Raw genomic sequence first — 12,431 nt, 5'->3', positions numbered from 1 at the left:
TCCAAAACCAGATCCAAAACCAGATCCGAATCCTGATCCAGGGGAGATTACAGTCCCGATGCCGCCACCAATTGATCGTACAGGAACCATCATTGGAACCTATGTATGGCAAGCAGAGTTAGCGATAAATCAGCCTGATGACATCATTGCATTTGCGAAGGAAAAGGGAATCAACTTTTTGTATGTTCGCTTGGATCTTCAGCGACCGTTTGAAGCGTACCGTGAATTTGTGAAGAAGGCGCATGATGCTGGAATCGAGATGCATGCTATGGGTGGACACCCTGGATGGGCGTTAACAGAGAATCGGCAGCGGATATCGAAGCTCGTTGATTATGTCAAACGCTACAATCGCGCTGCCGGGCCTGAAGAGCGCTTCTATGGCATTCATTTGGATGTAGAGCCTTATGTACTTCCGCAATGGCGCAGTGATAAGGACGAGGTCATTGTACAGTGGGTAGACAATATGGCGTTTTTTGTCGAATCGACCAAGTCTGATTCTCAGCTTGAGACGAGTGTCGATCTCGCAGTGTGGCTGGATCGAACCTTTATTCCGGGGAAGTCGGAACTGTCGGTTAGTGAATGGATGATAGGGCGTATGGATCATGTGACATTGATGGCGTTCCGTAATATGGCTGGGGGCAGCAATGGAATTGTTGCTGTGGTGAAGCAGGAGATGCAGATGGCGGATCGGTTAGGTAAACGTCTCGTAGTTGCAGTGGAAATGAAGGAGAGTTTTGAAGGTGCGCATGTTTCTTTTTATGAGAAGGGTGCTGAAGAGATGCTGAAGCAATTGGACAAGCTTCCAGAGATGCTTGCAGATCACCATTCTTATACCGGTTATGCGGTGCATGCCTATGATTATTGGAAAGAAGCCATGCCTTGAAAAGGCGCTTGTGTTCTATTCGTTCATATGCTACAATTAATTTCGTTGTTTGGAATACGGTGGTCCTCTGCATACGATGAGGCGAATGCACTAGGCATGCTGAGATGCAAGAACACCTGTGTGGAAGGAGGGAGTCCTAGATGAATATCGTACAAGCGATTACGCAAGAACAGCTTCGCAAGGATATTCCAAGCTTTCGTCCCGGCGATACTTTGAAGGTTTATGTTAAAGTTATCGAGGGATCTCGCGAGCGTATCCAGTTGTTTGAAGGTGTTGTTATTAAGCGTCGTGGTGGCGGAATCAGTGAAACGTTTACTGTTCGTAAAATTTCCTACGGTGTAGGTGTTGAGCGTACGTTCCCGCTTCATACTCCGAAAATCGATAAAATCGAAGTGGCTCGCCGTGGTAAAGTGCGTCGTGCGAAGCTGTACTATCTTCGCAATCTTCGCGGTAAAGCAGCGAGAATCAAAGAAATCCGTTAAGGAACAACCGGGGGGCTTGCTTGACTGCAAGCTCCCTTTTGCTATTTGTATGGATTGGAGTGCGCAATGCGCATGACGTGAACTTCAAATACGCATCCTAGGAGAAAGCGGGGCACAGCGAATGGATCAAAACGACCAATTGATGGAACCGAATACGCCGGAAGAAACGGCTGAAAAGCCGGCCAGCCCGAAGAAAAACGAATTGTTGGAATGGATTAAAGCGATTGCGATAGCTGTTGTCCTTGTCGTTGTCGTAAGATGGTTGCTGTTCGCTCCGTTTATAGTTGATGGTCCTTCGATGGAACCTAACTTCTGGACGGGTGAGAGGCTCATCGTGAATAAGATCTTGTATGAGTTCAGACAGCCTAAGACAGGAGAAGTTGTTGTATTTCACGTTCCACAAGAGAACCGCGATTTAATTAAGCGTGTAATTGGTGTTGCCGGTGATACGATCGAATATCGCGGTGATGATTTGTACGTTAACGGCAAGAAGGTAGAAGAGACGTACATACAAGAAGCAATAGATCAAGCTCATAAAAATGATATGTTATATAATGACCGTAATTTCCCAAGTGATTCGACTCAGCCGAACAAAGTTCCAGAAGGACATATCTTCGTCATGGGTGACCATCGGAGCAACAGTACCGATAGCCGCATGCTCGGATTTATTCCGTTGAGAGATGTCATTGGACGCGCAGACGTCATCTTCTGGCCAATCTCGCATGTTAAGTTGATTCAACATCATTAGTTGAGTTACGGCTGCCAAGGAGGTGGATAGCGATGTCAATCCAATGGTTTCCGGGTCATATGACGCGAGCGCGACGTCAGATCCAGGAGAAGTTAAAACTGATAGATGTAGCGATCGAACTGTTGGACGCGCGCCTGCCTGTGTCGAGCCGCAATCCAATGATTAACGATATACTCAGCAATAAGCCGCGCCTAATTATTCTGAACAAATGCGATCTTGCAGATCCAGACGTAACGGCGAAGTGGATGAAATATTTCCGCAATGAAGGTCACGCTGTAATTGCTGTCGATGCGTCAACAGGAAGCAATGTATCGCAGATTCCTGAGGCAGCGCGCAAGTTGCTCGAAGAGAAGTTCCAGAAACAAATTGCAAAGGGAATGAAGCCGCGTCCAGTACGTGCATTGATTGTTGGAATTCCAAACGTAGGGAAGTCTACACTCATCAACAAGCTGGCTGGTAGATCGGTAGCTGCAACTGGCGATCGTCCTGGCGTCACTAAGGGTCAGCAATGGATTCGTGTAGGCTCCGAAATGGAACTGCTCGATACACCAGGGATTTTGTGGCCTAAGTTCGAGGATCAGGAAGTAGGTTACCGATTGGCGACAACCGGAGCAATTCGCGAAGAAATATTGAATATGGAAGATATCGCGTTTTACGCGCTGAAATATGTTGCATCCCATTACTGGGATCGACTGTCTGAGCGGTTCGGCATGACGGACGAAGTCATAGATGTGGACAATCCAGATGAAGTTGTGCGTTTGATGGAGGACATTGGACGCAAGCGCGGGTGCTTAATGGGTGGCGGAAGAGTCGACTTAGAGAAGGCATCTGGCATTATTTTGCGAGAGCTGCGCTCTGGCAAGTTGGGGCGTCTTACGTTCGAAGAGCCTTATTCATTTATGGTGAAATAGCTGTTCGGTAGATATAGGTAGGATGTTTGGAGTATGAGGATAGCGCCGTTAACGCCGGAGTGGTGTACGGCGCTATTTCTTTAGGTACAGCCGTTACTAGATATGGCAGTGAAGTAAAGACAGGTTGGGGAGGATCATGTTCGCATGGGGAGAAAGAAGCAGGAGGCAACAGCAGAGCCCGTTGACTTATTAATTTGGGAACGAGAATATTGGGAACGCAGCGTTCAGCATATCGCAGGTATTGATGAGGTCGGCCGCGGCTGTCTATTTGGTGATGTTGTTGCAGCAGCTGTCATATTGCCGCAAGGTCTTATTATTGATGGGATCAATGATTCGAAGAAGCTGTCGGAGAAGAAGCGGAATGAGCTGTATGACATTATTATAGCAGAAGCGATAGCATGGTCAGTTGCACATGTAGATGCCGCTACTATAGATCAGATTAATATTAAGCAGGCGGCTCGTCGTGCTATGAAAGAAGCAGTTGAAGGGTTGGTGACTCAGCCTGAAGTGCTGTTGGTCGATGCGGAGAAGATAGATTTGCCATATGCACAAGAGGCGATTATTAAAGGTGATGCCAATAGTCAATCGATCGCAGCTGCTTCGATCGTCGCTAAGGTAACGCGTGACCGTCTATGCATTGGCGAATGGAATGACCGATATCCAGAGTATGGCATAGCCGTTCATAAAGGGTATGGAACGAAGCTGCATCGGGAACAGCTGCTCCTTCATGGGCCAACGCCGATGCATCGCAAGAGCTTCTTGTCCTCCTTATTTCCTGAAGAGGAGCAGTTGACGCTGTTCTAGCACCATCTGATAAACGGTAAGTAATTATCTATTATTCTGTTTTCTGTTCTAGTGAACGATAGGTGCGGATAAATACTCATTATTCGTCTGCTCTATGCCGATATATAAGATAGCTATTTGCAGAGGACGTGGGATGGACATGAATATATCACAATTGGTACGAAGTTTGGCTGGGGAGGCGAGACCCGGCGAGCAGCGTTCATTGGAACTAAAAACGGGTCAGGTCGTTCGTGCGACTGTAACGGAACTGTCTGAAAACGGGCGCGAGGCCGTCGTATCAGTAAATGGTGTTCCTGTACGTGCAGTGCTGGATGCGCCGATGCAGCCAGGGCAAACGACGTGGATGCAGGTACAGGGACAGCAGTCGGATGGATTGGTTATATTGAAGCAGACAGAGGGCCCTTCTGTCGGCACATTGCCATCAATGGAAGAAGCGCTTAAGCAATCCGGATTGCCGGATGAAGCATGGGCACGCCGCTTACTGCAAGATTTACAGCGGGCTGGTTTGCCGCTAACGAAGGAGCTTGCAGCCAAGCTAAGCCAAGCGATGGCCTCGAAACCTCCTGGAGTGGCAGCGTCGGAATGGATGCAAGCAGCAGGTCTTGCGCTTCGTCGGCAATTGCCGCTCACAGCAGATACATTAAGTGGTCTGCGGCAAGCACTGTTCGGCAAGCCGCTGACGGATATGCTTGCAGGATTTATGCGCGCTGGGGATGAGTCTCTGGTCTTGGGCAGCGGCTCGCTTGGCAGCAGCGGGGCCAATACTGGCAATGCAGGTACACTGTGGACACAACCGCTGCGTGAGGCACAAACACTCATACGTGCACTGCTTGCAGAGGGACTGCAAACATCAGGTCAGCAGGCTAACGGAGGAGCGGGGGCGGCTGCAAGTGCGAATGGTGGCGCCACAAGTGCTCCTAGTGGTCAGTCTTCTGCCTCTCCTATGCCTGAGACACTGAGTACTAGCGGCACGAGTATGGATTCGACATCAGCTGTGGGCAGAGGTGTCCAAAATGGAGAACAAGTACGATCTATCTCCCTTCAGAACGGCAATTTTGGCGGAAACGGTGCTTCAGGGACTGCTGGAGCTTCTGGAACATCATCTTCTCCTCAACCGATGGTTCAGAGTGGTGCATGGATTGGTAAAGTCCTTCAATTGCTCGGCGTGTCGCATGAACAGCAGGCTCATCGAGCTGCAGTCATGGAGCTGACGTCTCAGCAGCCGCAGCAGACAGTGGGTGAAAATGGACAGCCTGCTGTTGGCGGCGGTGGTAGCACTGCTGCAGCATCAGGCAACTCAAGCGCATCAGGAAGTAGTGGACTAATGGGAAGCGGCAGCGGAAACACAGCACCGCAATTCGGGACTCCCGCACAGTCTGCAGCGGCAACTGTGCATGCTTCAGCATTAGCTGCGGATGATGCAGCAGCAGACAAAGCATCTGTTATGAATGGAGGAACGGGGCGTAGTGCACCTTCTCCTTCTCAAGAAGTAATGTCTAACGGGGCAGCAGCGAAGGCAGGGACGGCAGTGGCACCAGTTGTATCAGGGATGGCACAGCTGGATATGAACCACCTGACAGCCAGTGCAACACAGCAGGGAGCGGCAGTTGGAGAGTCGCTGAAGAGTGCCCTCCTTCAATTGCTGCAAGCTGATGGAGTCCCGCATGCACTCCGTGAGGCAGCCCAACAGCTTGTACAGCATGTCACCGGCCAACAGCTGCTGCTCGCGTCTGATCGCCAAGCTCCATTCTCCCATATTACATTGTTTGTCCCGCTTGTAACGCCGGAAGGCAAGCAAACTGCGGCCGTTCACATTCAATCCCGTCAGAGCAAGCGAGGAGAGCTTGATGCGGGCAATTGCCGACTCTGGTTCGATTTGAATATGAAGGTGCTCGGGCGTACGCTCGTAGATGTTCAAGTTGTAGATAATGCGGTTGCGTTGCATATCCATCATGCTGATGAACAGCTCGGTGAATGGATGGATGGGTTGCGTGATGAAGCGGAAGAAGCGCTGGAGCAAATCGGTTACCAGCTGTCCGCTTTCCGAACACTACCGCTTCCTGAGAAGCGTTCTGATGCGGCGTCAGTGCCATCTCCAGAAATCAGCATGGACGATTATGCCGCGAAGCCTTACAAGGGGGTGGACATGAAGATATGAATAACAAACCGTCTATCCCTCAACCAGCTTCCGTTGAGCCTGTACAGCCACCACCTAACTCGGGAACGAGTTATTGGAATCAGCAAGAGGCACGTCACGGTGTAAGAGAGCAGACGCATGCTTCTGCGAAGGCAGGTGGCGCCACACCACGCAAAAAGGCAGTTGCACTTACTTATAATCCCGAACAAGGGGAAGCCCCAGTTGTTGTAGCTAAGGGACATGGTCAAATAGCTGATCGCATTCTCGAAAAGGCGAAGGAGAGCGGAGTCCCTATTCAAGAGGACGCTTCCTTAGTTGAAGTATTGTCTAAACTAGATATCGATCAGCAAATCCCACCAGCCCTTTATCAATTGGTTGCAGAGGTGCTCTCCTTTGTATATAAAGCGGATCAGCGAGCGGATAAGGGGTGGATCAATCGTGGAACGTAATCATCATGGGAAGGCATCACATAGGAACAATCAACAGATGTCATCAGCTGATGCGGGTACTCCACCTCATATGTCAGGTAGCCGGAAGAGGAGTGTGCCGATGAAGCTTAATCGTCGTGCGCGGGGAACAGAGGCAGAGCAGCTTGCGATTGTTTATTTAGAACGTAGAGGCTACCGCATTATTGATGTGAATTGGCGTTGTAAGTTAGGTGAGATTGACATTGTTGCGAACGATGGCGATGTGTGGGTGTTTGTCGAGGTTAGAAGCCGCACCGCGGGATTGCGTTATGGCGGTGCGGCAGAGGCAATCGATTGGCGCAAGCAGCGCAAGGTGCGAGCAGTGGCAACGGCATATATGCATCGACATCGCTTAGATGAGGTTCCTATACGCTTCGATGCAGTTGCGATTACCTACTCGACTGATCTTGGAACTCCACCCGACATTGAACTATTTCAGGGAGCATTCTAATCCGTTCATTCAGGCATGATTCCGCTTGTCCAATGTACGGTACTGGATCGCTTCCGCTACGTGTGCAACCTCGATAACTTCACTTCCTTCGATATCCGCGATCGTTCGGGATAGCTTCAAGAGGCGATCATGTGCTCGTGCACTCATGCCTAGCTGATCATAAGCCTGCTGCAGCATATTCTTCGCGCTGTCCGACAAGCAGCAATATGTCTTCAAATAAGAGCCTGAGAGCTCGCTGTTGAATTGGATATTCAGTCCTTCATAGCGCTTAGCTTGTACCCGTTGTGCTCGCATGACCTGTTTGCGCATTTCCTCGGAGCTTAGATTGTTGCTGGACCAATCGGAAATAGGGGAACGAGGTACTTCAACCTGAACATCAATCCGATCGAGCAGGGGGCCTGACAGCTTGCTTCGATATTGCTCAAGTCGTCCATGTGAACAACGACATTCTTCTGTACGGGAACCGGCATATCCACAAGGACATGGATTCATGGAGGCGGCCAGCATGACGTGAGCAGGGAAACGGAAGACGGCGCGTGCTCTACCGATGGTAACGCTTCGTTCTTCAAGTGGTTGGCGGAGCACTTCAAGCACTTGGCGCGGGAACTCGGGCAGCTCATCCAAAAAGAGGACACCGCGGTGAGCCAAGCTGATTTCACCTGGTTTCGGGATCGCACCTCCACCAATAAGTCCAGCAGCAGTGATGGAATGATGGGGGGAGCGGAAGGGGCGCGTCATCATAAGACCTGTACCATAGTGGCTCCATTTCCCCGATACACTATAGATCTTGGATACCTCGAGAGCTTCAGCTTCATTCATAGGCGGTAAGATTGTAGGAAGTCTCTTGATAAGCATTGTCTTGCCGGTGCCCGGAGGGCCGCTCAGCAGTACATTATGCATCCCTGCTGCTGCAACGATTAACGCACGTTTGACATGCAGTTGACCGTTTACGTCAGTGTAATCCTCTAAATTCCTTGCTACTGTTTCTTCCTTTTTCATTTCACTACTATCACTATTTCTCGCTTCTCGTGAAGCAATCGGCATATCATCTACATTGTGGATATCCCGCAGCTCACTTAGATGGCGGAGCGGGAATACTTGGATTCCTTCTACTAGCAATGCTTCAGCAACATTGTCTGCAGGAACCATAACACGGGTGAACTTTCTTCGGCGCGCTTCGTCAACAAGAGACAGCACGCCTGGAACCGCACGGGTAGAACCATCGAGTGCCAGCTCTCCAATGAGGAGCATCTCCTCAAATGGCTGGTTTGGAATCTGTCCGCTCGTACATAACAGTCCTATCGCCATGGCGATGTCGAATGATGTCCCTTCCTTGCGCAGATCAGCAGGTGCCAAATTAATCGTGATCCGCTCTAGTGGGAACTTCCAGCCGCAGTTCCGAACAGCGGCTCGCACTCGTTCAATGGATTCGCGAATGGCGGCATCGGGGAGGCCAACAATCGTCACCTGAGGCAGACCGGGCGAAATATCAATTTCCACATGAATGAGTCTTCCTTCTACGCCGTACACAGAAGCACCCCATAAATTTCCGTACACAAAAAACACCTCTCAATCGTTATTCTCAGCCGAAAACTGGAATACGAGGGAAAGGTGCTTCCTTATCTACACTCGTTATATAACTATAGCGTCTACGATAGCATTTATCAAAAAATTCGTAATTGCAATCTCCTCAATCTACTAATCCCCTTAATCTACCTAATATATTGGAATAGGCTTCTTGCAAGCAGATTAGGTGCAGGTAATAATTATTATAGCTGTAGGCAGTACTTACGTCAATTTTGGCGGCGATATCGAAGAGTTGTTCCCTATTAATCTCAAAATGAGATGATATCAATATCAAAAAAATGTACGTTCTTGACGAAAATGAGAGGAAAGCGTTTTAAAATCATGATACAATGTGTTCGGATTGTATATATTTTCCGTTATTGTGAGTAGCGGTGGCGAAGCGGCGGAAGCGGTTCCCCAATTTCACGGACGCGCCGCGAGGTGTAGTAACAGGAGCTAACTCATTATGCTTCTGCCCTACAACCTCGGCTTCGAATCGGAATAAGCCCATGAGGCTAACGATCGGATAGGGGGATGCACGATGAATATTCATGAGTATCAAGGCAAAAGTGTATTGAAGCAATATGGCGTTGCTGTTCCAGAAGGGAAGGTTGCTTTTACGGTGGATGAAGCCGTCCAGGCAGCTGAAGAATTGGGCACTCCCATTGTTGTCGTCAAGGCGCAAATTCATGCAGGCGGCCGTGGTAAAGCGGGCGGAGTGAAGATAGCGAAGAGCTTAGATGACGTGCGTACATATGCGACGGAATTGCTTGGCAAAGTGCTCGTGACGCATCAAACAGGTCCGGAAGGCAAGGAAGTAAAGCGTCTGTTGATTGAACAGGGCTGCGACATTAAGAAGGAATATTACATTGGTGTAGTTGTTGATCGTGGTACAGGTCGCGTCGTGATGATGGCGTCTGAAGAAGGCGGCACGGAAATTGAAGAGGTTGCTGCAGCAACACCGGAGAAGATCGTGAAGGAAGTTATCGATCCTGCGGTCGGTCTGCAAGTCTTCCAAGCGCGCAAGCTCGCATATGCAATCAATATTCCTGCTGAGCTGGTCAGCAAGGCTGTTAAATTTATGGTTGCCCTGTACCAAGCATTCGTTGAGAAGGATTGCTCGATTGCAGAAATCAACCCACTGGTTATAACAGGTGAAGGTGAAGTAATGGCTTTGGATGCGAAGCTGAACTTTGACTCCAATGCACTGTATCGCCATAAGGACATTCAAGCGCTGCGCGATTTGGATGAAGAAGACGAGAAGGAAATCGAAGCTTCCAAGTTCGATTTGAGCTATATCGCCCTCGACGGCAACATCGGCTGTATGGTTAACGGTGCAGGTCTTGCGATGTCCACGATGGATATCATTAAATATTACGGTGGAGAGCCGGCTAACTTCCTAGATGTAGGGGGCGGCGCTACAACGGAGAAAGTAACAGAAGCATTCAAGATCATTTTGTCAGATGAAAATGTAAAAGGCATATTTGTAAATATCTTCGGCGGTATTATGCGTTGTGATGTCATTGCAAACGGTGTTGTCGAAGCTGCGAAGCAAATTGGTCTTGATCGGCCGCTCGTCGTCCGTCTGGAAGGTACGAACGTGGAGATCGGCAAGCGCATTCTGAATGAATCCGGATTGAACATTGTTGCAGCCGATTCGATGGCAGACGGTGCGCAGAAAATTGTCGCTTTGGTTCAATAATTCACGGACGAGAGGATGAGAGTCAATGAGTATCTTAATTGATAAACATACCAAGATTATTACACAAAATATGACGGGTGCTACAGGCATGTTCCATACAAAGGGCGGGCTTGAGTATGGCTCACAGATGGTGGCAGGCGCTGTCCCTGGCAAAGGCGGAACTACGGTTGACATTACGCTTGATAACGGTGAAGTGGTTACACTTCCTGTTTACAATACGGTAGTGGAAGCTAAGAATGCAACAGACGCAACAGCGAGTGTTATTTATGTGCCGCCAGCATTTGCAGCAGATGCGATTATGGAAGCAGTAGATGCCGATCTAGATCTGGTTATCTGTATTACAGAGGGTATTCCTGTATTGGATATGGTCAAGGTTAAGCGCTACATGGAAGGCAAGCGCACACGTCTTATCGGTCCGAACTGCCCAGGTGTCATCACACCAGGACAATGCAAGATCGGTATTATGCCGGGATATATTCATGCACCAGGTCATGTAGGCGTCGTATCCCGAAGTGGAACACTCACATATGAGGCTGTTCATCAATTAACAACGCGCGGCATCGGCCAATCTACTGCAGTTGGCATTGGCGGTGACCCGGTTAAAGGCTCTGAATTCATTGATATCTTGCACCTGTTCAATGAAGATCCAGATACACATGCTGTTATCATGATCGGTGAGATCGGTGGTACAGCTGAAGAAGAAGCAGCAGAGTGGATTCGTGATAACATGAAGAAGCCGGTAGTAGGTTTCATAGGCGGAGCGACAGCACCTGCAGGCAAACGTATGGGTCACGCAGGCGCCATTATTTCAGGAGGCAAGGGAACTGCTGCTGAGAAGATTGCTACGCTGGAGGCTTGTGGTGTAAGAGTTGCGCCTACTCCTTCGGAAATGGGCAGCACGCTTGTTGCTGTACTTGAAGAGCGTGGGATTCTTGAGTCCTGCACGACGCATGTTGTGAATTCCTAATATTCAAAAGGTAAGCAACCTTTATTGCACGGAAACGTGTATAAAGGTTGCTTTTTTTTATTTTGTTAGCAAATTAAAGTTCTATGAATTTCAAAAACAATGGGTTGACACTTGCAATCTGTTAATATCTCAAGCAAAATAAGGGAAGCGGATTCGCGCTTTCTAATGAAGGGAAAGAATGCGATGAGCAGATGGACTGAACGTCAAATTTTATTTGCACTACATGAAGCAGAAGGAATTGGATGGCACACTATTCGTGATTTAATGGATAGAATAGGGCTATTGGGGCTGCCATGCTGGTTGGATCGACCTTCCTCACAGTGGCAGGATTCTGGATTGAAGCCGAATGTGGCTGCCAAGCTAGCTGCACAGTTTCGTTCCGACCGTCTCGAGCAGCGACTTGAGTTCACGAAGCGCAGCGGCATTGAATGGATAACGGCGCTTGATGAACATTACCCATTATTATTGAAGGAAATCCCTCAATATCCTTGGGTGTTATATGGTAGAGGAGATTGGAAATGCCTCGGGGAAGCTTCCGTTAGTATCGTAGGTACACGAACGCCTACGTCATATGGCAAGAAGGTCGCAGCTACACTAGGGGAGCAGCTAGGACATATAGGGCTGCATGTGGTTAGCGGGCTAGCGAGAGGGATAGATGCATCCAGTCATGAAGGCGCTCTCAAGTATGGCAGAACGGTTGCAGTCATGGGGACGTCATTTGACCGAGTGTATCCACCCGAGAATCGAAGCTTGGCAGGAAGAATTGTAGAGAACGGAATTGTCATTACCGAGTATCCGCTCGGCATGAAGACGCACCCGGGAATGTTCCCACTTCGGAATCGAATTATTGCGGGGTTGTCCCTGGGAACAGTTGTTGTAGAGGCCAATTTGCGCAGTGGCGCCTTAATTACGGCGGACATGGCGTTAGAGTCGAATCGCGAAGTATTTGCCGTTCCTGGTCCGATTACATCTCCGAAGTCGGCAGGGACGTTGAAATTGCTGTACGAAGGCTCGGCTAAATTAGTTCGTTCGGCTAGTGATATTGTGGAAGAATTCAAAGGTTGGTTGACAACAATCCCTTCGCCGTACAATAATGAAACGGTCGACGCTATTGGGGAACAACCCCTAACTGATGAAGAGAAGCGCATTTATAAGCTCATTTGTGATCAAGACAGTACAATCGATGACTTAATGCAGCGCAGCAGTTCGACATTTGCGCAACTCCATGAAGTTTTGTTATCCTTACAATTAAAAAAACGAATCCGAGAAGGCCCGGGGGCCGTATATAGCTCGGAATGATAGTGCAGTATGCT

Annotated in this window: 11 protein-coding genes and 1 pseudogene; 11 read left to right on the top strand and 1 reads right to left on the bottom strand. The window is 49.0% G+C overall.

What is annotated here, in order from left to right; translation table 11 throughout:
* The 8 genes and pseudogenes from BBG47_RS12120 to BBG47_RS12085 form a co-directional block, all read left to right on the top strand.
* A pseudogene (locus tag BBG47_RS12120) lies at positions 1-883 on the top strand (hypothetical protein); the annotation flags it as partial.
* A 140-nt stretch (positions 884-1,023) separates the two neighbouring features.
* The gene (gene rplS / locus BBG47_RS12115) at positions 1,024-1,365 is read left to right on the top strand and encodes a 50S ribosomal protein L19 (RefSeq protein WP_005551919.1); all 342 of its coding nucleotides are present in this window, start codon (positions 1,024-1,026) and stop codon (positions 1,363-1,365) included.
* A gap of 121 nt (positions 1,366-1,486) precedes the next feature.
* Complete coding sequence (lepB, locus tag BBG47_RS12110) at positions 1,487-2,113, top strand: signal peptidase I (protein WP_065291906.1); 627 nt, start codon at positions 1,487-1,489, stop codon at positions 2,111-2,113.
* Positions 2,114-2,145: 32 nt separating this feature from the next.
* Positions 2,146-3,024: a ribosome biogenesis GTPase YlqF gene (ylqF, locus tag BBG47_RS12105; protein WP_065291905.1), complete on the top strand. Its 879-nt coding sequence runs from the start codon at positions 2,146-2,148 to the stop codon at positions 3,022-3,024.
* A 144-nt stretch (positions 3,025-3,168) separates the two neighbouring features.
* Positions 3,169-3,828, top strand: a complete 660-nt coding sequence (locus tag BBG47_RS12100; RefSeq protein ID WP_065291904.1) for a ribonuclease HII — start codon at positions 3,169-3,171, stop codon at positions 3,826-3,828.
* A gap of 139 nt (positions 3,829-3,967) precedes the next feature.
* Entirely contained in the window at positions 3,968-5,986 is a 2,019-nt protein-coding gene (locus tag BBG47_RS12095) for a DNA ligase (protein WP_254659807.1), read from the top strand.
* Positions 5,983-6,414: an EscU/YscU/HrcU family type III secretion system export apparatus switch protein gene (locus tag BBG47_RS31395; RefSeq protein WP_083189244.1), complete on the top strand. Its 432-nt coding sequence runs from the start codon at positions 5,983-5,985 to the stop codon at positions 6,412-6,414. Before BBG47_RS12095 ends, BBG47_RS31395 begins: the two co-directional genes overlap by 4 nt.
* Before the next feature lie 100 nt (positions 6,415-6,514).
* Complete coding sequence (locus BBG47_RS12085) at positions 6,515-6,883, top strand: YraN family protein (RefSeq protein ID WP_065291902.1); 369 nt, start codon at positions 6,515-6,517, stop codon at positions 6,881-6,883.
* Positions 6,884-6,892: 9 nt separating this feature from the next.
* Here BBG47_RS12085 and BBG47_RS12080 read toward each other — a convergent pair whose 3' ends face one another.
* Entirely contained in the window at positions 6,893-8,440 is a 1,548-nt protein-coding gene (locus BBG47_RS12080) for a YifB family Mg chelatase-like AAA ATPase (protein ID WP_065291901.1), read from the bottom strand.
* A gap of 550 nt (positions 8,441-8,990) precedes the next feature.
* Between BBG47_RS12080 and sucC the strand changes: the two genes are divergently transcribed.
* The 3 genes from sucC (at position 8,991) to dprA (ending at position 12,417) form a co-directional block, all read left to right on the top strand.
* Entirely contained in the window at positions 8,991-10,151 is a 1,161-nt protein-coding gene (gene sucC, locus BBG47_RS12075; protein ID WP_065291900.1) for an ADP-forming succinate--CoA ligase subunit beta, read from the top strand.
* A 25-nt stretch (positions 10,152-10,176) separates the two neighbouring features.
* Positions 10,177-11,118 carry a succinate--CoA ligase subunit alpha gene (gene sucD / locus BBG47_RS12070; RefSeq protein ID WP_044358057.1) on the top strand — a complete coding sequence of 314 codons (942 nt, stop codon included), beginning with the start codon at positions 10,177-10,179 and terminating at the stop codon, positions 11,116-11,118.
* Positions 11,119-11,301: 183 nt separating this feature from the next.
* Positions 11,302-12,417 (top strand): DNA-processing protein DprA, encoded by a 1,116-nt coding sequence (dprA, locus tag BBG47_RS12065; RefSeq protein ID WP_065291911.1) that lies wholly within the window; start codon positions 11,302-11,304, stop codon positions 12,415-12,417.
* Positions 12,418-12,431 lie beyond the last annotated feature (14 nt).

The sequence above is a fragment of the Paenibacillus sp. KS1 genome (genome assembly GCF_001680695.1).
Lineage (GTDB): Bacteria > Bacillota > Bacilli > Paenibacillales > Paenibacillaceae > Paenibacillus_B > Paenibacillus_B suaedae.
The sequence above is the reverse complement of the archived record's forward strand: the minus strand, read 5'-3'. Positions and strand labels throughout refer to the sequence as shown.

Coding starts and splice junctions, on each gene's coding strand:
- ylqF (WP_065291905.1), top strand. CDS start 2,146: ATGTCAATCCAATGGTTTCCGGGTCATATGACGCGAGCGCGACGTCAG.
- BBG47_RS31395 (WP_083189244.1), top strand. CDS start 5,983: ATGAATAACAAACCGTCTATCCCTCAACCAGCTTCCGTTGAGCCTGTA.
- sucC (WP_065291900.1), top strand. CDS start 8,991: ATGAATATTCATGAGTATCAAGGCAAAAGTGTATTGAAGCAATATGGC.
- rplS (WP_005551919.1), top strand. CDS start 1,024: ATGAATATCGTACAAGCGATTACGCAAGAACAGCTTCGCAAGGATATT.
- sucD (WP_044358057.1), top strand. CDS start 10,177: ATGAGTATCTTAATTGATAAACATACCAAGATTATTACACAAAATATG.
- BBG47_RS12095 (WP_254659807.1), top strand. CDS start 3,968: ATGAATATATCACAATTGGTACGAAGTTTGGCTGGGGAGGCGAGACCC.
- dprA (WP_065291911.1), top strand. CDS start 11,302: ATGAGCAGATGGACTGAACGTCAAATTTTATTTGCACTACATGAAGCA.
- lepB (WP_065291906.1), top strand. CDS start 1,487: ATGGATCAAAACGACCAATTGATGGAACCGAATACGCCGGAAGAAACG.
- BBG47_RS12085 (WP_065291902.1), top strand. CDS start 6,515: ATGAAGCTTAATCGTCGTGCGCGGGGAACAGAGGCAGAGCAGCTTGCG.
- BBG47_RS12100 (WP_065291904.1), top strand. CDS start 3,169: ATGGGGAGAAAGAAGCAGGAGGCAACAGCAGAGCCCGTTGACTTATTA.